Annotated in this window: 26 protein-coding genes and 1 pseudogene; 17 read left to right on the top strand and 10 right to left on the bottom strand. The window is 34.3% G+C overall.

The window, feature by feature from the left end:
• Positions 1 to 35 precede the first annotated feature (35 nt).
• From DN408_RS17810 to DN408_RS17795, 4 genes are all read left to right on the top strand, one after another.
• Positions 36 to 1,337 (top strand): pyrimidine-nucleoside phosphorylase, encoded by a 1,302-nt coding sequence (locus DN408_RS17810; RefSeq protein ID WP_002126836.1) that lies wholly within the window; start codon positions 36 to 38, stop codon positions 1,335 to 1,337.
• Positions 1,338 to 1,370: 33 nt separating this feature from the next.
• Positions 1,371 to 1,766: a cytidine deaminase gene (locus DN408_RS17805; RefSeq protein ID WP_000358532.1), complete on the top strand. Its 396-nt coding sequence runs from the start codon at positions 1,371 to 1,373 to the stop codon at positions 1,764 to 1,766.
• 166 nt (positions 1,767 to 1,932) lie between these two features.
• Complete coding sequence (locus DN408_RS17800) at positions 1,933 to 2,328, top strand: DUF2871 domain-containing protein (protein ID WP_000737878.1); 396 nt, start codon at positions 1,933 to 1,935, stop codon at positions 2,326 to 2,328.
• 15 nt (positions 2,329 to 2,343) lie between these two features.
• Positions 2,344 to 2,826, top strand: a complete 483-nt coding sequence (locus DN408_RS17795) for a CcdC family protein (protein ID WP_002012104.1) — start codon at positions 2,344 to 2,346, stop codon at positions 2,824 to 2,826.
• A 50-nt stretch (positions 2,827 to 2,876) separates the two neighbouring features.
• On the opposite strand, the gene DN408_RS17790 is transcribed toward DN408_RS17795, so the two are convergent.
• Entirely contained in the window at positions 2,877 to 3,107 is a 231-nt protein-coding gene (locus DN408_RS17790; protein WP_002168639.1) for a DUF896 domain-containing protein, read from the bottom strand.
• A 146-nt stretch (positions 3,108 to 3,253) separates the two neighbouring features.
• On the bottom strand, positions 3,254 to 3,961 hold the full coding sequence (locus DN408_RS17785) for an alpha/beta fold hydrolase (RefSeq protein WP_078178675.1): 708 nt from the start codon (positions 3,959 to 3,961) through the stop codon (positions 3,254 to 3,256).
• Positions 3,962 to 4,103: 142 nt separating this feature from the next.
• Here DN408_RS17785 and DN408_RS17780 point away from each other — a divergent pair, with 142 nt between their 5' ends.
• A complete protein-coding gene (locus DN408_RS17780; protein WP_001100323.1) occupies positions 4,104 to 4,976 on the top strand; it encodes a LysR family transcriptional regulator in 873 nt (290 codons plus the stop codon).
• 54 nt (positions 4,977 to 5,030) lie between these two features.
• Here DN408_RS17780 and DN408_RS32085 read toward each other — a convergent pair whose 3' ends face one another.
• From DN408_RS32085 to DN408_RS17765, 4 genes are all read right to left on the bottom strand, one after another.
• On the bottom strand, positions 5,031 to 5,276 hold the full coding sequence (locus DN408_RS32085) for an urease accessory protein UreH domain-containing protein (protein ID WP_003188550.1): 246 nt from the start codon (positions 5,274 to 5,276) through the stop codon (positions 5,031 to 5,033).
• Between the two features lie 14 nt (positions 5,277 to 5,290).
• Positions 5,291 to 5,539, bottom strand: a complete 249-nt coding sequence (locus tag DN408_RS32080; protein ID WP_002126842.1) for an urease accessory protein UreH domain-containing protein — start codon at positions 5,537 to 5,539, stop codon at positions 5,291 to 5,293.
• A 162-nt stretch (positions 5,540 to 5,701) separates the two neighbouring features.
• The gene (locus DN408_RS17770) at positions 5,702 to 5,911 is read right to left on the bottom strand and encodes a hypothetical protein (protein ID WP_063225832.1); all 210 of its coding nucleotides are present in this window, start codon (positions 5,909 to 5,911) and stop codon (positions 5,702 to 5,704) included.
• A 19-nt stretch (positions 5,912 to 5,930) separates the two neighbouring features.
• Positions 5,931 to 6,923 carry a F510_1955 family glycosylhydrolase gene (locus DN408_RS17765; RefSeq protein WP_078178676.1) on the bottom strand — a complete coding sequence of 331 codons (993 nt, stop codon included), beginning with the start codon at positions 6,921 to 6,923 and terminating at the stop codon, positions 5,931 to 5,933.
• 223 nt (positions 6,924 to 7,146) lie between these two features.
• Between DN408_RS17765 and DN408_RS17760 the strand changes: the two genes are divergently transcribed.
• Both DN408_RS17760 and DN408_RS17755 read left to right on the top strand, forming a co-directional pair.
• Positions 7,147 to 8,430: an aminopeptidase P family protein gene (locus tag DN408_RS17760; protein WP_078178677.1), complete on the top strand. Its 1,284-nt coding sequence runs from the start codon at positions 7,147 to 7,149 to the stop codon at positions 8,428 to 8,430.
• A gap of 118 nt (positions 8,431 to 8,548) precedes the next feature.
• Positions 8,549 to 10,183, top strand: coding sequence for a multicopper oxidase family protein (locus tag DN408_RS17755; protein ID WP_078178678.1), 1,635 nt, complete (start codon positions 8,549 to 8,551; stop codon positions 10,181 to 10,183).
• Positions 10,184 to 10,234: 51 nt separating this feature from the next.
• Here DN408_RS17755 and DN408_RS17750 read toward each other — a convergent pair whose 3' ends face one another.
• The gene (locus DN408_RS17750) at positions 10,235 to 10,780 is read right to left on the bottom strand and encodes a hypothetical protein (protein WP_016120021.1); all 546 of its coding nucleotides are present in this window, start codon (positions 10,778 to 10,780) and stop codon (positions 10,235 to 10,237) included.
• A 438-nt stretch (positions 10,781 to 11,218) separates the two neighbouring features.
• Between DN408_RS17750 and topB the strand changes: the two genes are divergently transcribed.
• Entirely contained in the window at positions 11,219 to 13,363 is a 2,145-nt protein-coding gene (gene topB, locus DN408_RS17740) for a DNA topoisomerase III (protein ID WP_002012275.1), read from the top strand.
• Positions 13,364 to 13,867: 504 nt separating this feature from the next.
• Positions 13,868 to 15,115, top strand: coding sequence for a DUF4153 domain-containing protein (locus tag DN408_RS17735; protein ID WP_078178883.1), 1,248 nt, complete (start codon positions 13,868 to 13,870; stop codon positions 15,113 to 15,115).
• A 125-nt stretch (positions 15,116 to 15,240) separates the two neighbouring features.
• On the opposite strand, the gene DN408_RS17730 is transcribed toward DN408_RS17735, so the two are convergent.
• A complete protein-coding gene (locus DN408_RS17730) occupies positions 15,241 to 16,206 on the bottom strand; it encodes an arsenic resistance protein (RefSeq protein WP_078178884.1) in 966 nt (321 codons plus the stop codon).
• Positions 16,207 to 16,518: 312 nt separating this feature from the next.
• On the opposite strand from DN408_RS17730, the gene DN408_RS17725 reads away from it, so the two are divergent.
• The 7 genes and pseudogenes from DN408_RS17725 (at position 16,519) to DN408_RS17695 (ending at position 23,554) form a co-directional block, all read left to right on the top strand.
• On the top strand, positions 16,519 to 17,211 hold the full coding sequence (locus DN408_RS17725) for an FMN-dependent NADH-azoreductase (RefSeq protein WP_016126776.1): 693 nt from the start codon (positions 16,519 to 16,521) through the stop codon (positions 17,209 to 17,211).
• 238 nt (positions 17,212 to 17,449) lie between these two features.
• Complete coding sequence (gene brnQ / locus DN408_RS17720; RefSeq protein ID WP_078178885.1) at positions 17,450 to 18,808, top strand: branched-chain amino acid transport system II carrier protein; 1,359 nt, start codon at positions 17,450 to 17,452, stop codon at positions 18,806 to 18,808.
• 86 nt (positions 18,809 to 18,894) lie between these two features.
• A complete protein-coding gene (locus tag DN408_RS17715) occupies positions 18,895 to 19,314 on the top strand; it encodes a VOC family protein (RefSeq protein WP_002086225.1) in 420 nt (139 codons plus the stop codon).
• A gap of 308 nt (positions 19,315 to 19,622) precedes the next feature.
• On the top strand, positions 19,623 to 20,636 hold the full coding sequence (locus DN408_RS17710) for a CgeB family protein (protein WP_033730339.1): 1,014 nt from the start codon (positions 19,623 to 19,625) through the stop codon (positions 20,634 to 20,636).
• 60 nt (positions 20,637 to 20,696) lie between these two features.
• A pseudogene (locus tag DN408_RS17705) lies at positions 20,697 to 20,804 on the top strand (glyoxalase); the annotation flags it as partial.
• A 444-nt stretch (positions 20,805 to 21,248) separates the two neighbouring features.
• Complete coding sequence (locus DN408_RS17700) at positions 21,249 to 22,898, top strand: copper resistance CopC/CopD family protein (RefSeq protein WP_078178886.1); 1,650 nt, start codon at positions 21,249 to 21,251, stop codon at positions 22,896 to 22,898.
• A 35-nt stretch (positions 22,899 to 22,933) separates the two neighbouring features.
• The gene (locus DN408_RS17695) at positions 22,934 to 23,554 is read left to right on the top strand and encodes a YcnI family copper-binding membrane protein (protein ID WP_002126863.1); all 621 of its coding nucleotides are present in this window, start codon (positions 22,934 to 22,936) and stop codon (positions 23,552 to 23,554) included.
• Between the two features lie 118 nt (positions 23,555 to 23,672).
• On the opposite strand, the gene DN408_RS17690 is transcribed toward DN408_RS17695, so the two are convergent.
• Both DN408_RS17690 and DN408_RS17685 read right to left on the bottom strand, forming a co-directional pair.
• Entirely contained in the window at positions 23,673 to 24,449 is a 777-nt protein-coding gene (locus DN408_RS17690; RefSeq protein ID WP_078178887.1) for an alpha/beta fold hydrolase, read from the bottom strand.
• Positions 24,450 to 24,634: 185 nt separating this feature from the next.
• Positions 24,635 to 25,540, bottom strand: coding sequence for a DMT family transporter (locus DN408_RS17685; protein WP_078178888.1), 906 nt, complete (start codon positions 25,538 to 25,540; stop codon positions 24,635 to 24,637).
• A gap of 97 nt (positions 25,541 to 25,637) precedes the next feature.
• Here DN408_RS17685 and DN408_RS17680 point away from each other — a divergent pair, with 97 nt between their 5' ends.
• Positions 25,638 to 26,507 (top strand): LysR family transcriptional regulator, encoded by an 870-nt coding sequence (locus DN408_RS17680; protein ID WP_078178889.1) that lies wholly within the window; start codon positions 25,638 to 25,640, stop codon positions 26,505 to 26,507.
• Positions 26,508 to 26,560 lie beyond the last annotated feature (53 nt).

The raw sequence follows: 26,560 nt of genomic DNA, 5'->3' as shown, positions 1-26,560 counted from the left end.
AGATTCATATAATATAAAAAGGAATGGTGATTACAATGAGAATGGTAGATATTATTGCGAAAAAACGTGATGGAAAAGAATTAATGACTGAAGAAATCAAATTCTTTATTAATGGATATACAGATGGAAGTATTCCTGATTATCAAGCGAGTGCACTTGCAATGGCAATTTTCTTTAAAGATATGACGGATCGTGAACGTGCAGATTTAACGATGGCAATGGTTGAGTCTGGAGAAACAATCGACTTATCAGCAATTGAAGGCATTAAAGTAGATAAGCATTCAACTGGCGGTGTTGGTGATACAACAACATTAGTATTAGGACCATTAGTTGCTGCTTTAGATGTACCAGTAGCAAAAATGTCTGGTCGTGGTTTAGGACATACGGGCGGGACAATTGATAAATTAGAAGCGGTAGAAGGATTCCACGTTGAAATTACGAAAGAACAGTTCATTGATATTGTAAACCGTGACAAAGTGGCTGTTATCGGACAAACAGGAAACTTAACACCTGCTGATAAAAAGATTTATGCATTACGTGATGTAACAGGAACAGTAAATTCAATTCCTCTAATTGCAAGTTCAATTATGAGTAAAAAAATTGCAGCTGGTGCTGATGCAATCGTACTTGATGTAAAAACAGGTGCGGGTGCATTTATGAAAACCGAAGAAGATGCAAAAGAATTAGCTCATGCAATGGTACGTATCGGAAATAATGTTGGACGTCAAACGATGGCAGTAATTTCAGATATGTCACAACCTCTTGGTTTTGCTATTGGTAACGCTCTAGAAGTGAAGGAAGCAATTGATACTTTAAAAGGCGAAGGTCCAGAAGATTTAACAGAATTAGTACTTGTATTAGGAAGCCAAATGGTCGTACTTGCGAAAAAAGCAAATACATTAGAAGAAGCTCGTGAAATGCTAATTGAAGTGATGAAAAATGGAAAAGCAACTGAGAAGTTTAAAGAGTTCTTAAGCAACCAAGGCGGAGACAGCTCAATTGTAGATAATCCAGAAAAAATGCCACAGGCGAAGTATGTAATTGATGTACCTGCAAAAACTTCAGGTGTGATTTCAAACATTGTTGCAGATGAAATCGGTATCGCAGCTATGTTATTAGGTGCAGGTCGTGCGACAAAAGAAGATGAAATCGATTTAGCGGTAGGATTAATGTTACGTAAAAAAGTTGGCGATGCAGTAAAAGAAGGCGAGCCGTTCGTAACGATTTATGCAAATCGCGAAAATGTAGAAGATGTAAAAGCAAAAATCTATGAGAACATTTCTATCGCTGAAACAGCAGTGGCTCCTAAATTAGTTCATACAGTTATTACTGACTAATCATAATTACATTTACTTTGAGGAGGAAATAATATGGATAAGAAAAAATATATCGAAGAAGCAAATAAGATGTTATCGAAAGCGTATATTCCGTATTCTAAATTTCCTGTTGGTGCAGCGCTAGTTACAAAAGAAGGTAAAATCTATACTGGTTGTAATATAGAAAACGCTTCTTACGGTTTATGTAACTGTGCAGAAAGAACAGCAATATTTAAAGCAGTATCAGAAGGTGAGCGCGACTTTAGTTACTTAGTCATTACAGGAGAAACTGACGGACCTATTTCACCATGTGGTGCTTGTAGACAAGTTATTGCTGAATTTTGTGATCCGAAAATGCCAGTTTTACTAACAAATGTAAAAGGCGATGAAAAAGAAGTGACTGTAGAGCAGTTACTGCCTGGTGCCTTTTCAATTGAAGATTTAAAATAAGTTAAAAGGCCATTCCACAATTAATAGTTGTGGAATGGCCTTTTTTATTTTCAATAATAGAATGTAATAATCTGTTCATATTCCGTTCATAAACTTTGCGTAAAATGATTGCAGTGAATATGGAAAGTGACGATATAAATTGTCGTTCTACAGCAGGAGGAATATGATGAAGAAATTATATAATGCAGCATTCATTTACTTAATTATTGGTTTATTATCAGGTGTATTTGCAAGAGAGTATACGAAAGCGCAAGGCATTAAAGGATCCACTATGTTGCAATTAGTGCATACACACGTATTAGTGCTCGGCTTTGTATTCTTTTTGGTCGCTTTAGCTCTATTTAAAGTATTTAATGTCCGTGAAACAAAAAGTTTTCGTGCGTGGTTTGTTGTTTATAATGTAGGATTAATTTTTACTATTGCTACAATGGTATTTAGAGGTATTCTACAAGTAAATGGAACTGACTTTAATGGTTTAAGCCATATGGCTGGATTAGGTCATGTCATTATAAGTGTTGGGCTCGTTTGGTTTATGATTTTGCTCAAAAAATCTTTTAAATAGATAGGAGTGGAGAGTATGAGTTTAGCACTTTTATCAAGTATAGTAGCGGTTTGTATGGCCGTTGGAGTTATGTTTCTTCGCTTTAAGTCAGCGAAAAAACCGGTAACGAAAAAGAAAATTATATTACCGCCAATTTTTATGAGCACTGGTGCAATGATGTACTTCTTACCAGAGTTTCGATTAACGTCTTTAGAAATAGTAGAGGCAATTAGCGTAGGACTTATTTTCTCTATATTTCTTATTAAAACATCTAAGTTCGAAATAAGAGGCGAAGACATATATATGAAACCATCAAAAGCGTTCATATTTATTTTAGTTGGTTTATTAGCTGTCCGGGTAGCATTAAAATCATATTTAAGTCAGTCGATTGATTTAACCCAATTAAGTGGAATGTTTTTCTTACTCGCTTTTGCGATGATTGTATCGTGGAGAATTGCGATGTATCGCTCGTTTACTAAATTAGAAAAGACAATAAAAAGAGCTGGAATTTCTATATAGGAATTTCAGCTCTTTTTATGTTTTATAAGATTGTTTTTTTAGCTTTGATTTCATTTGCTTAATTTTAAACGTATTTGAGCATCTTGTAATGCAACTGGTGTAACGTTAAGACCATTTTGATCAACGATTTTTGTGTTTAATAAAATGGAATCTAAGCTCCCGCGAAATGTTTTTGTATAGTTTTGACGCAACATTTGTTGTTCTTGTTTTTCATCAACTGTTAATCCAGATGTTCTTTCTTTTTTTGATAATTCGTTAATACGGAATAAAATGTTTTGCATTTTGTTCACCTCTTACTTTAAATTAAATTAGTTGCTTACTAATTTATAGTTATTTTAACTTTTTCATATGAATATGTCAAGAAGGGTAAAAGAAAAGTAGACACCCGTATTACAGTAAGTGGGTGTCTACAAGGAAAATATAAAGTTTAGCTTAATTCATGTAAGTGACTAACAAGTTCTTCTGTTTTAGAAAAGAATGGAGAATGATCAGCTTCCAAAGTAATGATTTTCACACAAGGAGTTTCTGTATTCATTCGGCGCTGAAAATCAATCGGAATTGCTCTATCTAGAGTTGTTTCGATATAAATACGATTTACAGTTCCAAAGTTCTCTTCTGATATTTTCAGCTCTTTTTGGAACGGTCCTAGTGGTTGAGGACGCATTTGATTAAAAGATGCTCCTTTAATAGAACCGTCTTCTGTAGCATTTAAAAATGTTTGTTCAATCAACTCTGGTATAAGTTCTGCGGTTATGTCATTCTCATTTATAGAGAATTGTGGGCCAGCTTCTCCGTCTAACTTACTACCAAGACTTTCTCCATTTTGTGGCAAGAATGCACAAAGATATACTAATTTATCGATTTTATTTGGTATAAGCTCAGCGGTTTGAGTGATCACAATTCCACCCATACTATGTCCAACAAGAATAACTTTTTCATTTTGTTGATTTATAATAGTTGTTACTGCATTAACATAGGAATCTAATGTTATATTTTGTGATGGAGTTGTATCTTTCCCACTTCCAGGTAAGTCTAGTGTAATAACTGTATGTCCGAAAGCCTCTAGTTGAGGTTTTACTAAATCCCATGCCCATTCACCTTGCCATGCTCCATGTACTAAAACGTAAGTACTCATTTAATCAACACTCCTCTAATGTTTATATGTTTATTTTTTCGTAATATTGATGATGTATAATTAGTGTATATGAAGTGGATTGATAAATATAATGAAGCTTATTTATAGATGATATAAATAACTTTTATATAAGGAGAACAGAATGAACGTTTTTGATTTTAAAGTTTTTAAATACGTGGCTCGTTTGAACAGCATTAGTTTAGCAGCTAAGGAGTTACATATGACACAGCCGGCTATAACTCATATCGTAAACAAATTAGAGAAACGATATGCTATAACATTATTTGATCGCTCTAGACAAGGAACTGTTTTAACTGAAAATGGAAAAGAATTTTTAGTTTGTGTAGATCGACTTCTAATGGAGTATGAAAACCTTGAAGAAACAGCTTTACAATTAAAAAATAATAACTTGTATAAGATTGTATTAGCTACATATCCTTCAGTTACTGTATATTGTTTGGCGGAGTGTATCGAACTAGGTAATTTTGATCAAAGTCAGTATGTGCTTGCAGTTCGAGAAGGAAGCTATCAAGAAGTGTTAGATTGGCTGTCTTCTGGAAGTGCAGATTTTTCTATTTCTATAAAAGAAAATTTAATACCAGGATTTCATTATGATGTAATTGGTGAAGATCCGTATGTTATGGTTTCTTCTAAGTCAGTTCCATCAGGTCTTACAATGAAAGAGTTGAAAAATTATCCTTTTATAATGCCGCTCTCTGGTTGTAAAGAAGTACTTGAACCATATTTGATGAAAAATGAAATAGTAGTTAATAAAGTGATGGAATCAGAGACAATTAGTTCGGCGTTAGCACTGGCTTTACAAGTTAAAGGAATAACAATCGTTCCATTATCAGGACTTCATAAACAAATTATTCATGACTTCATCGTGCAACCGATAGAAATTAAAATTCCACGACAACTTATTATGCAATGGTCACCTAAAAAAGAAAATGACGCACTGTTTCTGGCGTTTGTTACGAATTTACTAAGCCAACTACAACAAAAGAAAAAATGAATAAAATGATACAAAAGGTAAGCTCATTTCACTGAAGCTTACCTTTTGTGTGTATTACCAATATAGGACAGTATCATAAAGCCCGATTAATATAAGGAGAACACCGGCTATACGCTGAATGTTTTTTCCTATTTTTCGGCTCTTTTTCAGTAAAGTCCCATTTAATCCAAGGTAGGAGATGATGAACATAAGTACAACGATAGGTAGAGCAGTTCCTATCGAAAAGAATGTCGGAAACAAGTATCCATAATTAGATGAGAAAGATAAAGGGATTAACGTTCCGAAAAATAGAACGAACATAGTCGGACAGAAGGCTAAGGAAAAGAGAATCCAAGTAAAAATGAGCCAACCTCATTTTGTTTTCGTATAAATTTGATCGAGAAGAAACTTCTTCCTTTTATAATACCTGCCAACATTAGCCCCATTAAAATTAATAAAGGTCCAATTATTTTTCGTAACCATGGGAAATACAAAGTTAATATTTGCTGAATCTCTTTTCCTAAGAACCATACTAATAGTCCAAGTGTCGTAAAAGCTATTATTTTTCCTAAAATAAATAACAATATATGTTTCCATACATGTCCCCATACATGTCCCTTTTGTAAAGATTGATTGCCATAAAGTGAAACTTTAATCAGTGGGGGGGGGTGTTCATCCCCCACTGATTATTAGTTGAACCAATCGGGCATTAACGGGCAGTTGATATCCCACCTAACTTCTTTGTACTATCCGAATTTTGAGGTGGGAGTTTTACTGCCCGTTAATGCGGGATAAAGTGTAATAGCGCTAATGTTTCCTGTTAATTGGCAAGGAGAAAGGGTACCTACAATGCCTAATAAAAACGCAAATAAAAGAGGAATTGATTTCGTAGCATTCGCGATATCCATTAAAGGAGACATGAGTTGATAACTCCACTCGCTAACTGTTGAAAACACGTTATATTCACCTTTCTAACTAGTTATATTGTAATGTTCCATTTTTAGTAATCTGCTTCCACGTTTTACCGTCATCCATAGAAAGAAAGACATTTGCTTTCATTGTAGCAAAAACTATTTCAGCTGAATTTTGAGGATTTTGTGATATGTACATAATTGTATCTTTAGAATCTAAAGATGGAATCTGTAAGTTTGTTTCTTCATTTGTAGCAATTGATTTTTTCGTAATTAGTTGTTCAGTTTGCTTATTAATAGGGGCATAGATAATGTCTTCATTACTTAATGTAACTGCGGTCGATTCAACTGGTTTAGAAAATAGTTCAAATGTATTTCCATAATCTGTAGACAAATATACACCGTCTTTAGCACTTACCGCGACTACACTAGATTGATCTGGATGTGCTGAAAAGGAATGGATTGTACTTGAAAGACCGTTTAATTTACTATTTTTCCAATCTTGTCCGTTGTTCGTACTGAAATAAAAACCATGTTGTAATTTAGAATTTGGACGCTCATTGTATAAATAAATTGCTTCCGTATTATATCCGACAGCAAGGTTATGAAAATCAGATTCTCCATAAAACGCTAGCTTTTCGAGGGTATTACCGCCATCAGAACTTTTCATTAACCCTAAAGGATTTTTTAAATTTGCACCTGGTTCAGGATGACCGCTGGCAACGAATCCATTCTTTGTTGGCTGAAATCCCATGTAATCATGTAGCTCAGTCGTAGTTTCAAACCATTTACCATTTTGATAAACTTTTATACCACTGTGAGTTGCGATAGAAACCCCAGGCATATTTCCCGCGTAGCCAATTCCATGAATGTGCTCGATTTTTCCAGATGTAATTTCTTTATAGAAGTTTTGCGGAATCGTAGTTGCTGTTTCTTTATTTTTTGGCTGAGATTGCACCGTTTCTTTTTTAGCTGGTGCTGTTTCAGCATTGCTAGAACATCCTGTAATTATTAATAAAGAAGTAATTGCTAACCCTGTTGCTACATAATGTTTCACTTTTGTAGACTCCTTTCCATATATATGAGATTTTAAGTATATGGAATAAATGTCAAGAAATTGTGGAGTGGTATGCATAATTTAGAGTGGAAGGGGCCCTAGTAATGAAGATTTTCTTTTCTCTATGAGCACTATTAATTGACGAAAAATTATAACAATAATAGAATGAATTATATTGGATAATTAGTTTCAAAATTATACATAGAACGCTAGGGGGATTATTATGAAATCAACATTTTTTGCTCAAAATAGAGAACGATTAGTAAACACATTACCGGATGAATCTATTACTATTTTATTTGCTGGGCAAGCACCTCATATGTCAGCCGATGCACATTATAAATTTGTGCCGAATCGAAATTTTTACTATTTAACGGGAATCGATGAGCCAAATGTTATTTTCATGTTGAAAAAGTTTGGAAATAGTGTGGAAGAAACTCTTTTCATTGAAAAATCAGATCCAGTAATGGAAAAATGGGACGGTAAAACAGTTTCTAAAGAAGATGCAGAACAAATTTCAGGCATAAAAAAAGTTGTATATATAGAAAGCTTTGAGAAGACAATGGCAAATACACTTTTCACAGAAAATGTGAAGCATCTGTATTTAGATTTAGAGCGTCGTGAGTGGAAGGGTACTGAGACGAAAACGTTAGCGTTTGCTAAATATGTAAGAGAACAGTATCCACACGTTTTAATTGGTAATGTATATCCGCATATTTGTGAATTACGAGTGTTTAAAACGGAAGAAGAAATTGAAATCATTAAAGAAGCGATTGCTGTAACTAAAGAGGGTATTTATAACGTGCTGAAGCATGCAAAAGCAGATGTGATGGAATATGAATTAGAAGCTCATTTTGATTTTACGCTTAAATCATCTGGAATTAAACATCATGCATTCAATACAATTTTGGCGAGTGGTAAAAATGCTACAGTCCTTCATTATGAAGATAATGATGCACAAATTCAAAATGGTGATTTAGTGCTGCTCGATTTAGGTGCTCAAAAAGATTACTACAACGCTGATATTAGTTACACATTCCCAGCTAGTGGAACATTCTCTAGTCGCCAAAAACAAATATATAATATAGTGTTAAAAGCATTGAAAGAAACAACTGAGCTTCTTAAGCCAGGATTAAAGTTTACTGCATTAAATGAGCACACAAAAAAGGTACTGGCAGAAGAGTGTAAAGCTATTGGTTTAATTCAAGAAGATGAGGAACTATCTAAATATTATTATCACGGCGTGAGTCATTTCCTAGGTTTAGATACTCATGATGTAGGAACATACAAAGATAGAGTATTAGAAGAAGGTATGGTCATTACGATTGAACCAGGTCTATATATTGAAGAAGAATCAATTGGGATTCGTATTGAAGATGATATTCTTATCACAAAAGACGGGTATGAAAACTTGTCAAAAGATATCATTAGAACAGTTGAAGAGATTGAAGAGCTTATGAGAGAAAATAATGTAAATGTAAAAGAAGATGAAGTTGTTACGAAATAATAATTAGAAGAGGCGCTCAATTTTGGGCGTCTTTTTATTTGGACCATTTTAAACCTCCATATTTTCTTGAAAATTGTCTTCTATAATAATCTTGAAAAAGAAAAAGGAGGGATTTTCAATGAAGAGATTTGTATTAACAGCAGTTACAGTCTCCGTAATATCTTTAATTGCTGCATGTTCTGCGACCACAAATACAACAAATGATCATAAAAATATGGACGATAAAAAAACAACACAGACTGAAACGGCTACAAAACCATTGAAAGTTGTAAAAGGGCCAGAAGTTACTTTAGTAGCGAAAGAAGAAAAGCAAAAGCTAAGTAACGGTGTTATTGTTCCAGTCTGGACATTTAATGGCTCATCCCCAGGTCCAGAAATCAGAGTGAAAAAAGGTGAAAAGGTTAAAGTGACATTAAAAAATGAATTATCTGCACCAGTATCTATTCATTGGCATGGGTATCCTGTCCCAAATAACATGGATGGAATTCCAGGTGTGACGCAAGATGCGGTTGAACCTGGAAAGAGTTTCACCTATGAATTTGAAGCGAACGTACCAGGAACATATTGGTATCATTCGCATCAAGATTCTGTGAATCAACTAGATAGAGGTTTATATGGTACTCTCATTGTAGAAGATACTAATGAAAAATATGATAAAGATTACACATTAATGTTGGATGAATGGGTTACAGATAAAGAAGAAATTAATAAGCAGTTAAAAGAAATGACAAAAGGGCCAACAGGTAATAAATCTAAGGGTAATGAAAATACGAAAAAGAATGATGATATGAAAGGCATGGATCATTCCGGTATGGACAGTGATAAAAAAGACTCTAGTAATATGGCAGGAATGGACCATGGAAATATGAAGATGGAAGGTCATGATATGAGTATGTATGACTTATTCACAATCAATGGTAAAAGCGGAGATTTAGTAGAGCTGTTAAAAGTGAATGAAGGGGATAAAGTTCGTCTTCGACTCGTTAATGCTGGTTATCTATCACATGATATACATGTTCACGGTCATGATATAAAAGTAATTGCGACAGATGGTCAACCAATTAACGATCCAAAAGTTATAAAAGACAAAGTAATTTCAATCGCACCGGGTGAACGTTATGATATTGAATTTACAGCTAACAATCCTGGGAAATGGTACGTTGAAGACCATTCAGAAAGTAAAGGTGCAAAAGGAATGAAAGCTATTATTGAATATGATGGCAGCAAAGAGATGAAAGACAAAGCAGATGAAAAAGAAAAATTACCGAAATTAGATATGACGAAATATGGTGCTAAAAAATTAGGTAGTTTCACGTTAAATCAACAGTATATTGCCACATATAATATGGACTTGAATGCGCAAATGAATGGAAATGAAATGGTATATACAATTAACGGAAAGGTATTCCCAGATATTGACCCAATTTCAGTGAAAAAGGGTGACTTAGTAAAAGTAAAATTAGTAAATCGCTCTAAAGCGGACGATCATCCGATGCATTTACACGGTCATTTCTTCCAGGTGTTAAGTAAAGATGGAAAACCGGTAGAAGGTTCTCCAATTGTGAAAGACACTTTGAACTTAAAACCAGGAGAAGAATATGAAGTAGCCTTTGTAGCAGACAATCCGGGTGAATGGATGTTCCACTGTCATGATTTACACCATGCTTCAGCGGGGATGGTAACAGAAGTGAAATATACAGATTATAAATCTGATTATGTTCCAAACCCTAACATTCCTAATAAGCCAGAATAATATGAAGCAGTTATCCTATGGATAGCTGCTTATTCATTTTCGTTGCAAGTGTTAATGCATATGTTGATCGTGCCCAGATGAAGATGGGGGAGTATGATCGGGGAATGTCACGAACACGGCAACGATAATTACCACACTAATTGAAAGTAATAATAAAAAACGCCGTTGGATAAAAGTAGAAAAGGTTTCTGATAAAAGTTGAATTATACATGACATAGTTATTGTTATAGTAAGTAAAAGACTAATGAACAGTATACTGTGAGCTTGTTGAGCGTTTAACATTTCTGTAATCATTGCTCCCATCATACTTGCCATTAATCCAGAAAACATTCCTTCTAAAGCGGTAAATAGGTGAAACCGTAGACCGACTAAAAAACCGATACAACTACTAATCAAAATCGCAAGCAAAGTAGAATATAGTAATTCACCTTTAAAAAGAATACCTAAATAAAAACCGATACTTAAACCGATACACATACTAAAAGACATAATAAATACCATATACTCCATTAGGGTACCCTTGCGTTTAGATATATATGATGTAATAAGAATCGAGATACAACAAAGTGTTAAGGCAGTTAACGTATAAGCGAACATCATGATACCTCCCTGTCCTATCATTCACTTCATCATATGTTCAAATGGAGAGTACTTATGCTAATATATATCTGCAAATTATCTGCACAATTTAAAAAAGGTAAGTTCAATATAATTTTCAAATAATGATGGTTATCTTAGTGGACGATGCTTCATAAAGAATTGTTGTATTTTTATTTTGAGAGAATATATGTAAGCAAGTAGTAGTGAATGGAAAAGATGTTCGATTTTTGAGCGTCTTTTTTGTCTATAAGCATGAGAAAGAAAGTGTTATATAATGAGTTTCTATTGTGAAGCCATAAAGAATAAGCGTATAATATTATAGGTCTCCCATTTGTGAGGCAAACCGCGAATGATAAATAAGATGGTTGTTTTATCATCGCTTCTAAACAGATAGACAATGAAAGTAACACTGGAATACAGATAGGGAGTTAGAAGATGAAATTAATTATTGCCGAGAAACCAGATCAAGGTTTGGCTCTTGTTTCACAGTTTAAATATCGCCGGAAAGATGGGTATTTAGAAGTAGAAGCAAATGAGTTATTTCCAAATGGAGCGTACTGTACATGGGCAATTGGTCATTTGACGCAGTTATGTAATCCAGAACATTATCACGCTGAGTGGAAGAAATGGTCACTTAATACATTGCCGATGATTCCAGAGCGTTTTCAATTTGAGGTAACAAAGTCAAAGTATAAGCAATTTAACGTTGTGAAACAGCTGTTACATAATCCACAGGTAACAGAAATTATTCACGCGGGCGATGCTGGGCGTGAAGGGGAACTGATTGTAAGAAATATTATTAATCTTTGCAACGTGCAAAAGCCAATGAAGCGTCTTTGGATTTCATCTTTAACGAAGCAAGCTATTTATCAAGGATTTAAAAACTTACTAGATGAAGCAGATACGATTAATACGTATTACGAAGCATATACAAGATCTTGCGCTGACTGGGTCGTTGGTATGAATGCATCGCGTGTCTTTAGTATTTTGCTAAAGAAAAAAGGAATGAATGATGTGTTTTCCGCTGGTCGTGTACAAACACCAACATTAGCACTCATTGTAAAGCGTGAAAAAGAAATAGAGAACTTTAAGTCAGAGCCGTTTTGGGAAGTGTTCGCAACCTTTAATATAGAAGGAAAGAAATATGAGGGGAAATGGGAGAAAGATAATGAGTCCCGCTTAAATGACCCTGATTTGGCAAATAAAATTGCAGCGTTTTGTCAAAACAAACCGGCTGTAGTAAAAGAAATGAAAACGGAGCGTAAAGAGTTTCAGCCGCCGTTTTTATTTAATTTATCAGCACTGCAAGCGACAGCGAATAAAGCCTTTAAATTTTCACCAAAAAAGACACTTGATATAACGCAAGCACTATATCAAAAAGGGATTGTCTCTTACCCTCGTTCGGATTCTAACTATGTTACACAAGGAGAGGCAGCGACGTTCCCTGATATTTTACAGAAGTTAAGTCAGTTTGATGAATATAAAGGTTTATTGCCAGCACCAATTGAATCGATTATGAATAATAAGCGTTATGTGAATGAAAAGAAAGTTACAGATCACTACGCAATTATACCGACAGAGCAAGTTACAAATCCAAGCAAACTATCAGGTGATGAAAAGAAAATTTACGATATGATCGTAAGAAGGCTGATTGCGGCGCATTATGAAGTAGCAATCTTTGACTACACAACGATTACAACTCTTGTAGACGAACGTGCTGCGTTCATTTCAAAAGGAAAACAGCAAATTCAAGAAGGTTGGCGTAAAGTTATTTTCCAAGACGATAAAGATGACGAAACGATTCTTCCAATTGTAGCTGAAGGTGAACAAGGAAAAGTTGTAAAGGTGAAAGTGAAAGAAGGAAAAACACAGCCACCGAAACGTTATACAGAAGGACAACTTATTACGTTAATGAAAACGGCCGGTAAGTATTTAGAAAATGAAGAGCTTGAGAAAGTATTGAAGAAAACAGAAGGTTTAGGTACTGAGGCCACTCGTGCTGGTATTATTACAATGCTGAAAGACCGTAAATATATAGATGTACAGAAAAACCAAGTGTACGCAACCGATAAAGGGAAAGTATTAATTACAGCAATCGGTGATAAAATACTGGCTTCACCAGAAATGACAGCAAAATGGGAGCAACGCCTTGCGGAAATTGGAGAAGGTACAGCTTCACCAGCGACATTTATGGAGCAAACGAAAAAGCTATCAGCTAAAATTATTGAAGATGCGGTAGAAATGTCGGAGAAATGGGATTTCACCGGATTACATGTTGAATCGATTGAACGAAAAGGATCGAAATTTACAACAGGTAAAAAGGTCGGGAACTGTAAAAAATGCGATGGCGATGTTATTGATAAGTCGACGTTTTACGGTTGTTCTAACTACAATACAACACAATGTGACTTTACCATCTCGAAGAAGATTTTAAGCAAAGCTATTTCGCAAAAAAACATGACGAAACTATTAAAAGGTGAGAAGACCGATTTAATTAAAGGCTTTAAAAAAGGCGAGAAAACGTTTGATGCGAAGTTAGAGTGGAAAGATAATAAGATTAATTTTGTGTTTGAGAATTAAGTGGTTTTAACAAATGAAAAAGCTCTTTCCCGAGTAAAATGTGCTGTATTAGGTTTGAAAATATAGATAGAAAAGAAAAAGCATGACAATTTTATGTCATGCTTTTTTATTTTATAATTACAGAGTTTTGTATACTAGCACTAAAATTTATTTGAAATAATTGTTTGAAAAGGTGTTATTAAATTGGGCGTTTATATCATTTTGATCATTTCTTTTATATAAAGGAAAAATAAGGAATTAGAAAATAAAAACAAGCAATGAAGAGAACAGCTGAAAGTAGCTTACACCGATGTTTATAAAAAGTTATAGAGCATTTCTTTGAATGAGGAATGCTTTTTGTTTTTGCTTGGAATAAAAACATACAACAAAAATACTATCTAAAATAATAAAAATTTATTGCGAAACGATAAAATTTATATTAAAATCAAAATCAGAATAAATAAGTGTGATGCTTTTTATGGAAAAGGTAACAACGTTATTTTTAAAATTAGAGGAGGTATAAATATGGAGGTTAACAATGTGATAATTGAAAATATGGATAACCCTCATGAGTTGGAGAGAATGTATAGAAAAGACCCGAAAGCTTTTAAAAAGTCATTCTCACAAGCATGGGATGAAAACCCTGATTCTCAGGTTCTTGGTGCTTGGTATGAAAGATTGCATTTCAAGGAGACGGCAAATACAGAAAAACCTTCATTGTTTCAAAAAGGTTTCTTATTCATGGGCATTTTAGCTATTCTGGCAGGGCTAAGCACCAGGGTAATCTTCCATTTTGTCGAACAGGAAGCAATTGCTCCAATTAACTTGGCTTTTGGTGTAATTCCCTTTATTGCTGCTTATTTTATTTACAATAATACTCCGAAAAAAAGTATTATTTATTTCCTTGCAGCATTGTTCCTAATTGCCGGGGGGTATCTTAATATGTTGCCATTAAATTATAAAGACAGCAGTATCCTTGCGTATTTACATCTTCCTATATTCTTATGGGTCTTAGTAGGGCTTGCGTTTACAGGAAATGAATATTCAAAAGGAAGTACGAGATTAGCTTATATTAAATTTAATTTGGAATATTGTATTCTCTACGCCAGCATGGCAGTGAGCGGAATGGTACTAGCAGCATTAACCATGCAGTTATTTAGGTTTGTTGACTTGAATATAGAAGACTTCTATTTTAGTAATGTTATTTTATTTGGTGCTGCCGCTCTCGCTATTGTGGCTGCATACTTGGCATCAATGAATCTTAAACTTGCTAAGAATATTACACCATACATATCTAACATTTTTAGTCCTCTCGTCTTGATCACATTGTTGATTTATCTTATAACGGTTATATGGGTCGGGAAAAATCCGTTCTTGGACCGCAATTTCCTAATGGCCTTCAACGGAATACTCCTTGGTGTATTGGCTGTTACCATATTTTCCATTGTTGAGAGTGAATCAGACGAGAAAAAGAACATTTCAGATTATATCAATTTTGCCTTAATTGTTCTTGCGCTTATTATTGACACTGTAGCTTTGTCAGCCATCGTATTCAGACTTTCTTCTTACGGGATTACACCTAATAGACTTGCTGTCTTAGGAGTAAACATACTGATCTGGGCAAATCTAATTTGGATTATGTTTTCCTATATGCGTTTTCTACAAAACAAATCAGGACCGACAGCTATCCAAGATGCCGTTACGAAGTATTTGCCAATTTACGGACTTTGGGCAGCTTTCGTTATATTTACTTTCCCTATAATTTTTAATTAGAAAGACTTTGTTAACGTAACGACAAGCTAATTTTCTATAACGTATAAAATCCTTAGAGCCGATAAGTATCGTTACTTCTATACTTTCTCGACAATAAAAAAACGTCCCAAAGTAGGACGTTTTTTTTATGTGTATTGCTGTTTTTTCTTAATAAGTAATAACACTTGTGACACACACGCTAGTACTGGTAGTTCTATTAACGGTCCAATCACTAATGCAAGCGCGATAAGAGGCTCGTCTGGAAAAGCAGTCACAGCAATTGCGAGTGCAACAGGCGAGTTTCTCGCTAATGTTGTTAAGCTTAGGCTTACAGTGTCTTCATAGGATAAATGCATCATACGTCCTACAAACTGTCCTAGTATAAAGTTAATTATGAAGAACAGTAATACTGGTATAAGTAACAATAAAACAACATTCATATTTTGTAATAAGTACTTACCTTGTGAGGCAAACATCGCTACTATTGCTAAACTTAAAAATACAATTTGAGCAGAGCTGAAAAATGGAATGAGTTTATTCTCCAGTGTTTCAACTTTTTTCATTTTATGCATAATGAATTTTGTAGCGTGCGCAAGTAAAAATGGTAAGACGATTACGATAACAATACTTTCTACTAAAACAGAAACCGCTACAGTTTTCATGACACCAGCAAATAAAAATAAATAAATTGGAAGAAGTAGTACTTGCAAAATTAAATTTACAGGCAAAATTGCAGTAGAAAGTGCTACATTTCCTTTCGCTATTTCAGTAAAGATTAAGTACCAATCTGTACACGGAGTAACCATTAACATAATAAAGCCGACCCAAAGTGCTGGGTGATCTGAAAGAAATAACGCGCCTAATCCCCAAGCAAGAAAAGGTGTCCATATAAAGTTAATACCTAGGCTTGTTCCAGCGAATTTTAAGTTACGGAAGCCATTTTTTATATCATTTAATGGGATGCTGAGGAATAATCCGTAAAGCATTAAAAATAAGAAGGGGACAATAAATTTTTCTGAATGCATATGTATCATATTAAATTGTCCTAATATAACCCCGAATATAACAGCTGCAAGAATGATAAAGGTTTGAATCTTTTCTAAAGTACTCATTAATAAATCCTCTCTATAGATGAATTTCTCTCTCTAGTTGTATTATACAAGGGATTTCACTTACGTGTTTTCGAATTTATCATTTCGAATGAGGAAATATATTTCTTTGTTATTTTTAACTCGAGATATTTTTCTTTTTGAGAAGTTACTTGACTAAAGTAAGTAGATGTATTACAATCACTTACATAAGGTAATTAAATAACAAAAAGTTTTGAGTTACTTAGGTTAAGGTATCTATTGGAACTTTTTATTAGAATAAGAATTTTTATGATGATGAATAATGAATATGATAAGAAAGTTTAGGTGAAGAAAATGGGATTATTTAGCTCGTTATTTGGTAAAAAAGAAGAAAATACAAAAGTAGAGGGGAATAAAACAATGTCAAAAGTATTATTTGTAAAAGCAAACGATCGTCCAGCGGAGCAAGCAATTAGTTCAAAAATGTATGAAACATTTGTAAGTGCTTATAAGGAAGCAAATCCGAATACAGAAATTACGGAGTTAGATTTATTCGCATTAGATCTTCCGTATTACGGAAATATCGCTATTTCAGGTGGATATAAACGTAGTCAAGGAATGGAGATAACAGCTGAAGAAGAGAAGGCAGTTGCTACAGTGGATAAGTACTTAAACCAGTTTTTAGAAGCTGAAAAAGTAGTATTTGCATTCCCATTATGGAACTTTACAGTACCAGCACCATTAATTACGTATATTTCATATCTTTCTCAAGCTGGAAAAACGTTTAAATATACAGCGAACGGTCCAGAAGGTTTAGCTGGTGATAAGAAAGTAGTTGTTTTAGGCGCTCGTGGTTCAGATTACTCTTCTGAACAAATGGCTCCTATGGAAATGGCTGTTAATTACGTTACAAACGTACTTGGGTTCTGGGGAATTACCAATCCAGAGACAGTTGTAATTGAGGGACACAATCAATATCCAGATCGCTCACAGCAAATTGTTGAAGAAGGTTTAGAGAACGTTAAGAAAGTAGCGGCGAAATTTTAAATAATGATAGTAAATGTAAAAACCAACATGGATGACCATGTTGGTTTTTTAGTCTAATTTCCATGTTAAAAAATGTATATTCATAAAATAAATGAAAAGTTTGAAAATAGTATTGCAAAATATTATATAACAAACTATAATGAGTTCAAGAATAGTTGATACTTAAATTAAATATTCAGAAAATTCAATTAGTTAAAATTGGAAATGAGATAAGGAAATTTGAATGGGGGGTTATATTATGGCGAATAAAGTACCGTTTTCGTTCATAGTAGTTATCGGATTAATGTTATTTGCACTATTTTTTGGAGCAGGAAATTTAATATTCCCAGCGATGCTTGGTCAATCGGCAGGAGAGAATGTATGGATTGCTAACGCTGGATTTTTAGTAACAGGAGTAGGTTTACCATTACTAGGTGTATTAGCATTTGGTTTTTCAGGTAAAGATGATTTACAGTCATTAGCAAGTCGAGCTCACCCGGTATTCGGGATTGTGTTTACGACAGTTTTATACTTAGCGATCGGTCCGTTATTTGCAATACCAAGAACGGGAAATGTTTCTTATGAAATTGGTCTTAAGCCGTTTATGCCAGAGGGATTAGGTTCTACACCGTTAATTCTTTTTACAATTATATTCTTTAGCATCACTTGTTTTTTTTCGCTAAATCCTGCGAAAATTGTCGATATTGTTGGAAAAATCTTAACGCCAATTAAATTAACATTCATCGGTATTTTAGTAATCGTTGCTTTTATTCATCCGATTGGAGAAATGCAAGCACCAGTTGAAGGGTATACATCACATGCATTTTTCAAAGGATTCCAAGAAGGATACTTAACAATGGACACGCTTGCATCGTTCGTATTTGGGATCATCATTATTAATGCAATTAAAGAAAAAGGTGCGAAAACGAAAACACAAATTATGGTTGTTTGTGCAAAAGCAACACTGATCGCAGCATCTATTTTAGCAATTATTTATACAGCACTTTCTTATATGGGAGCTTCAAGCGTTGCGAAGCTTGGACATTTAGAAAACGGCGGAGAAGTATTAGCGAAAGTTTCTAACTACTATTTCGGATCATATGGCGGGGTATTATTAGGATTAATGATAACAGTTGCTTGTTTAACAACTAGTGTGGGACTTGTATCAGCATGTTCTTCATTCTTCCATAAGTTATTCCCAAATGTTCCTTACAAAGCAATTGCAATTACGTTATGTGTGTTTAGTGCTATTGTTGCAAATGTTGGATTAACACAACTAATCGCAGTTTCTGTTCCAGTATTAACAGCGATTTATCCACTAGCAATCGTGCTGATTTTCTTAACATTCTTCCACTCGTTATTCAAAGGTAGAGCTGAAGTTTACCAAGTGAGCTTAATCGTAACATTTATCATCAGCTTATTCGATGGATTAAGTGCAGCTGGAGTTAACATTGAAGTAGTAAGCCAAGTGTTCACTAAATTCCTTCCGATGCAGGAAGTAGGATTAGGCTGGATCTTCCCAGCGATTATCGGTGGATTTATCGGCTATGGTATTAGCGTTGTAAAAACGAAAAATGGAGTGCAACCAGCAGCTGGTGCGAATAAGAAAATAAGTTAAACAAAAAAAGTTATAGAATTTGATTCTATAACTTTTTTTGTTACTATTGATAAGAATAGAAAAAATAAAGTAGTAGGGGAAATAAAATGAAAAAAACAATTGACCATATCGGGATCGCAGTTCGTGATATAGATAGTACGATACATTTTTATGAAAAGGTTTTATCAGGAACTTTAATAGATCGATACGTAAGTGAAGCACCTGGTGTTGAAAGCGAAGTAGCTATTCTTGAAGTTGATGGTGATAGAATCGAATTACTTGCGCCAACGAATAATACAACTTCTCCAATAGCACGATTTATAAAGCAAAAAGGGAAAGGTGTCCATCATGTTGCGTATCGTGTAGACGATTTAGATGTAGCTTTAGAAGAATTAAAGGAACAAGGGATTCGAACGTTAGAACATACGCTTCGCATCAATAAGCATGGTAGACGATTAATTTACCTTAACCCAGCGGATACGGAAGGGACGATTATTGAATATTGTGATTATCCGGAAGTGAAATAAAGGAAGTGTATTTTTGTGAAAGGTGTTACGTACTAATGTAACGCCTTTTTATTTGTATACTTTTCAATATTTCGACGAAAGTATTTCGGAATGTTGAATATATATTATGAGAAGCTATCCACTATCCTGTAGGAGTGGGCATGATTTTTTTTAGTATTTGCGAGCAAATGGAGCCGACTATAGGGTAAGCAATCCTCATTTTGCACAGTAATATATGAAAGAAAAAGAGTGCTTTATAACCAACTATATATTTTATGCAATACATATAATATAAATTGTGAATTTCATGTATTGGAGAGTGGTTATCTGTGGAGATTTCAAATAGTGCTGAAAATTTTAACGTATTATTTGTTACATCTAGTGTTCCTGTCTATTTTCCGGTGCTAGAGGAATCTATATATAATAGTTTGAAAAAGGCAATTCGTAATGTAACGATGGTAACATACGAAAACTTGGTGAAAACGGCTTTAAAGATAAAACCGGCACTCATTATTGTATTTCATGGTTTTGAAGAAGGGATAATTAAGGGAATTCAAGATTTAAAACAATACAACTTTAAAACTGCACTCTGGCTTACAGATGACCCTTACTTTACAGATGTGACGAAAAACTTAGTGCTTGATTATGATTATGTGTTTACGCAAGATACAGGATGTATTGATTTTTATAAAGATTTAGGTTGTGATAATGTATATTATTTGCCTTTAGCAGCAGAACCTCCTGTATATACGCCGATACTTAGGGAAGAGGAATACATATTTGATATTAGTTTCATAGGGACTGCTTTTGATAATCGGCTCGCATTTATTGATTCAATTGCAGAGTACTTAGTGACTAAAAATACTCTAATTATAGGTTGTAATTGGGATAGACTAAAAAGTTATGAGTTATTGAAAGATAAAATTTTACTTTTACCATTTTTGGTTTACGAAAACAGTATAGGATATTACAAAAAAAGTAAAATCAATATGAATATACATCGCTCGATAGAGGATTTAACATTTAATAGAAATAGAGTAAAAGTAAATGCTTGTTCTATTAATAATCGTACATTCGAAATAGCTAGTACAGGTTCTTTTCAAATGACGGATATTCGTTCAGATTTAGAAAAGTGTTATATTCCAGGGGTACAAATTGAGACATTTACCTCAGCGGTTGATTTTATAGAGAAAGCTGAAAGATATTTATCGAACCCGGCACAAAGAAAGAAAATTGCGATGGAAGGGCTGAAGAGAACGCTAATCGAACATACATATGATAAAAGGGTACAACAGCTGTTAAAAATAATTGAAATGAACCCTAAAAAAGAAAATGAAATTTAAAAATAGGGAAAGAATGTGTTGAAACACAACATATTTAAAGAATAAGGTATTTGAATGGAAGAGCATACACTTCGAATGAATAAGCATGGTAGAAGATTAATTTATCTTAACCTAGCGGATACGGAGGGCACGATCATTAATTATTGTGATTATCCGGAAGAGAAGTAAAGGAAGTGTATTATGGAGAAAGGGTGTTGCGTAATAACGTAATACCTTTTTTATTTATCCCGTTATTTGTTGGCAATAAGATTCCCGCTTCAAAAGTCGGAGAATGCGAGGGAGTTAGGTGGGAGATCGAATGCCCGTAAAAGTCCCACTGATTAAAGTTTCACTTTATGTATTTCACATTTTCTTCACAAATGATTCACGATAACTTTTCTTCTTAGGGAACTTACATAAATATATTTTATGCTATAATGATAATCAACTTTAAAAATATTAGTAATATCCATGAAGGTAGCTACTATTATATTGGAAGTATAGAGGTGAGGAATAAATAGAGAGTGATACTAAATAAATCCTTATACTTAATCAGGTTAATATTTTATCAAGAAATAAAACTTGGGAAGTAAAAAGTAATGAAAGTGTAGTGACGAAAAAGAAAGAAGTGAAATGATTGTGAAAGTAATACGAAGGTTAGGGGCATGGCTATTAATCGCGTGCGTGTTGATCATATTGATACCAAAAAGCGCATCCGCTCATGCGTATGTTGTGAAATCAAATCCTACTGAAAATGAAACGTTGAAGAAAGCACCATCTATTGTGAAAATTGAATTCGATGAGGACATACAAGTTTCAAGTTTTAATACATTGTTCGTAAGAGACACCTCAGGTAAAAGAGTAGATTTAAAAGATGCACATATTGATAAGAAAAACAAAAAAATATTAGAGGCTGGGTTAAAAGAGAATCTCAAAAATGGTCTTTACTCTATTCAGTGGAAAGCTATTTCAGCTGATGGACATCCGATTCAAGGAGTTATTCCATTCCGTATTGGATTAGCAGAAGCGGGAACAGATGATATAAAAGTAGAAGAGATGGGCTATGTTCCGCAAATCGATATGATCATGGAACGTGGGGTTCTATATACAAGTTTCTCACTATTTTTAGGAGTTCTATTCTTTAATCTTATTATGTATAAAGGGAATGCAACCCCAGTTCAATCAAGGAGTAAGAGAATAATATGGATAGCATTATTTGGGATATTTATTAGTTTACTATTCAATTTACCATTGCAGGCGAAAATAAATGCTGATGTTTCATGGTTAGAAGCATTCGATCCTATATTATTAAAAGAAACATTACAGCTATCTGTTTTTCGTTATGTATGGATCACTCAAATGGTACTTATTAGTATGCTGATGATTGTTACATATTTTGCAGTGAAGAGTGAGAGGCTTTCGTCGTTTAAAGTATGGAGCATTCCAATTGTATTATTTATTGGGTTACTTGTTATGAAAGCCTTCAATAGTCATGCATATGGATTAAAGTTTAAAGAAATTGCTGTCGTTATGGACTTTCTGCATTTATTCGCAGCTTCGTTATGGATTGGGGGGCTATCATCGATTGTTCTTCTTTTACGTAAAGAGGATGACAAGTGGACTATGTATTGGGATGCGATTAAGCGTTTTTCACCATGGGCAACAGGTACTGTCATAGTGATTTTATTAACGGGTCTTTTTAACAGTACATTTTTTATTCCCACGATCCATTCCCTATTTGATACGAAGTATGGATTGGCCTTATTAGCAAAGATACTTTTATTCGTGTGTATGGGGATATTGGGAATTATTCATTATGTGAAAGGGAGAATGCGAGCGCAGCGAAGGTTAGGAGCTACGGTGAAAGTAGAGTTTATCATTGGAATTATCGTTTTTGTAATCGTAGCGTTTATGACAAATGTACAAACGCCGCCGATGCCTCCTACGGGACCTTTTACAGAGAGTAAACAATTAGATAATGGATATGAGCTTACTTTACATGTAAGTCCTAATAAGGTAGGACAGAATACATTTCATATTACTTTGAAGGATGAGAATGGACAGCCTGTTACTGATATGGAACAAATTGTATTGACGACTCAATCTTTAGATATGAATATGGGCAAAGGTTCATTTAAAGTTTCGGCAGTGTCACCGGGAGAATATGAAGCGGAAGGTATGTATATTAACATGACAGGAAACTGGAATATACAAGTTCACGGATTAACAAAATCTCTTGATAGTTTCGATACGGATTATAAATTTATTGTAGGTGGCAGATAAAAAAGACGTTATAAATGAAAAGGAGTTTATAGAAAATGAAACGTATAAAAAAATTAGGAACAACAATGATCGCAACAATAATTGCAATGGGGATTTTTTCGTTACCTGTTAGTGCTCACGTAACTGTGAAACCAGCAACTTCTGACGTTAGCTCTTGGGAGACTTATACAATAAAGGTACCTGTTGAAAAGAATATGGCAACAACAAAAGTCACACTGAAAATACCGTCTGGAGTCGAGTTTCAACAGTACGAGCCAGTGCCAGGGTGGAAAGTGGAAGAACAAAAAGATGCAGCTGGAAAAGTTAAAACTGTAATATGGGAAGCAACAGGAGAAGGGATTTTACCTGGTCAGTTCCAACGATTTACTTTCGTTGCTAAAAATCCAGATAAAGAGCAACAAATAGCTTGGAATGCATATCAACAATATAAAGATGGAGAAATTGTTGAATGGACAGGCGATGAGAAAGCTGAAAAGCCCCACTCACTTACTACGATTGCAAAAGGTACATCATTAACAGGAGAACATGGTGAAGTATCTAGTGTGGAAAAAAATGAAGGTACAAGTAATATGCAAACAATAGCAATTGTCTTATCAGTTTTAGCGATTGTATCTTCCGTAGGTACGTGTGTTTTTGTAGTACGTCGTAAAAAGTAGGGAACATTGAAAGGTCTCATTGAAAGTAATGAGACCTTTGTTAATAAAATTTTGAGATTAAGCAGCTTCGAGGGGGATTAGAGCTACAAATACAACATGGTTTATTAAGATAAGGAACTCAATTGACTGTCATTACTTCTTCTGGTAGGTTATCATGCTTAAGCCAGTTTTCAATTAAAGTATTAAATAGTTTGGGATTTGCTAAAGGGATTCCATGACCGATTTTAGGAATGATAATACCTGTGCAATTAGGATTGCTTTCAAGGATTTCAGCCATCGAGTCTTTCATGATTCTTTTTTCGTTTTCTCCAACAGTCACTAATATATTGCTACTAGCATTCTCGAAACCTTTTAGTATTGTAAACGACACATTTTCTTCTAATATCCTCACAAATGTATTTTTACTTATTTGACAACTTTCATGATAATAGTTATCAAATTGTGTTTCATCTATGTACATTGATTTTGCTTGTATTTTGGAAAACGTCTTACTCTTTATAAGTGGATAGGTTAAGCCAAGGGATCTTATTAATGTTTTAGCGAAAGGAATTAGTTTAACTAATGCGCTATTTATCATAGCGTATTGAATTAAGTTTGGTTTCATGCTGAGCATTGCAATTAATACTTGAGCACCTAACGAAAAACCGATTACTATAACAGTTTTACCTTGTCCTTTTTCTTCAACTAATTCAATGATTTTTTCAGCACTAAAGTGTATTGAAAAATGATCCTTACTACTATTTTCCCCTTGCTCGGGTAAATCAGGAACAAGGCAGTGAAAGTTAGTAAAATGTTTAATTTGTTTGTCCCACATCCATCCACTGACTCCGCCCCCATGAATAAAAACCATAAGTGGAGAGCTTGAATCTCCAAATTCTTTATACTGTAAAACCATATAATTCCCCCTTATGATTAGAATTGTTAGTCCATACATATGTATTAGAGATAATATTTTCTACTTAATTATCATCATACAATAAAAAAGGAAAATTTTCCTTTTGCTAAGATGTTAAGTGACTGTACTCATAAAATGGTAAAAAAGAAAGAGCCTACAAGTGGTAGACTCTTTCTCATATCTATTTATTTCACTTCAACTTGCTGCCTTACAGCAAGTGCTTTCGGCTTTATATTTACAAAACAAATGCTTACGATAATAAATAAAAGTCCGATAAATAAGCTAATTGTAATGGCCTCATGTAAGAAAATTGAACTTACAATAATAGCGATCAGTGGGATAAGGAACGTATAAGCCCCAACTTTACTTGCCTCACCAGCTCCTACAAGTGTAAAGTAAGCGAGCCATCCCATTGCAATAACGAAGAACGAGATGAATAGTAGTACACTTACAAATGGTATACTCCAAGCGATGTTAGACCAGTTCTCAAATTCTGAACCAAATCCGATTAAGCAAAGTCCGCCAATAATAAGCTGAAGTGTTACCATCCAAATGGCATTAACGCGGTGTCCAGTTTTCTTAATAAATACTGTGCCGAGTGCCCAGCCGATAGCGCACCCTAAAGCAAGTAGTACACCGATAATAGAAATATGTCCAGTTAAACTACTAGAGCTAATAACCCCAACACCAATAAATCCAAGAATAAGTCCGAAAATTTTCAAGCCGTACATAGATTCTTCAAGCCAAATCCATGAGAAAATGCCGAGTAAGACAGGTTGGAGAAATACGATTGCGGAGAAGAGTCCGGCGGGCATATACTGAAGTCCGACAGTTTGTAGTCCGTAAAACAAAATAATATTGAGTAAAGATGAAATAAAGTATAAATGCCAAGTTTCCTTTAAATTTAATTGTTTGTATTTCGGTAATGCGAAAGTAAGTAAGATAAATCCTCCTATTAATGTTCTAATCCCTGCAAAGAGTACGGGTGGTGTGTAATGCAGAGCGAATTTTGATAACGGCCAATTAATTCCCCACATAATAACGAGAAATGTAAGGATTATGGCAGTCTTAGTTCGAGAAAGCTGTGTCACTGTAATCCCTCCTTGTTGTATTCCATTTCACTATGATATGATATCGACTATGATAAATAAAATGAATCTTTTTTATAAGGAGTATAAGTGATTAGTTATGACCATTACACAACTTCAAGTTTTAATTAAAACGGTTGAATTAGGGAGTTTTACGAAGGCTGCCGGGATGTTAAATATGACACAGCCAGCTGTAAGTCATGCGATTTCAAGCATTGAGTCAGAGTTAGGAGTTACCATTCTTATACGCGATAAACGAAAAGGGCTAATCGTTACGGATGTTGGAAATAGAATTCTTGTACATATTAGAGAAATCTTAAACGGCGTTGAGAAGATTGAACAAGAAGTAGCGATGGAGAAAGGGCACGAAGTTGGGACGATTCGAATTGGGAGTTTTCCGAGTGCTTCTGCACATTTCTTACCCAAAATGATAAATCTTTTTAAGGAGAAGTATCCGAACTTAGAAGTCGTTCTTTGTGAAGGCACGATTAAAGAAGTTGAAGATTGGTTAGTATCGAGGGTTGTTGATATAGGAATTGTTATTTTGCCTAATAAAGATATGGAGATCGTGCCCTTAACGAAGGGGAAAATGGTTGTTGTCTTAAGGGAGGATCATCCTCTTTGTAAGAACGATTCTATTACAATAGGTGATTTAGAGAATGAACCAATCATATTATGTAAGGGTGGGTACGAACCACCCATTATCGATATGTTTAAACAAGCGAACGTACCACTTCGGGCTGAATATATAATTTCCACAGTTACAACAGCTTTAAATATGATTCAAGAAGGATTAGGAATCGCAATTTTGGCTGAGTTATCTTTAACGAGTTTACCAAAGAATATACAAACGAGAGAATTGGAACCACAAATATGGAGAGAAATCGCTTTAGCTGTTCCTTCATTAAAGGATTCTTCACTCGCTGTACAGCTATTTATTGAAGAATTCCAAGACTTGTTTGCAGAATAAGAAGAGGTGTCTCATATATTGTAATGGGGCACTTTTTTATTTGCTTTAAAAAA

Source organism: Bacillus sp. AR13-1 (assembly GCF_008042285.1).
Classification (GTDB): Bacteria; Bacillota; Bacilli; order Bacillales; family Bacillaceae_G; genus Bacillus_A; species Bacillus_A mycoides.
Note: the sequence above shows the minus strand (reverse complement) of the source record. Positions and strands in the feature narration are given on the sequence as shown.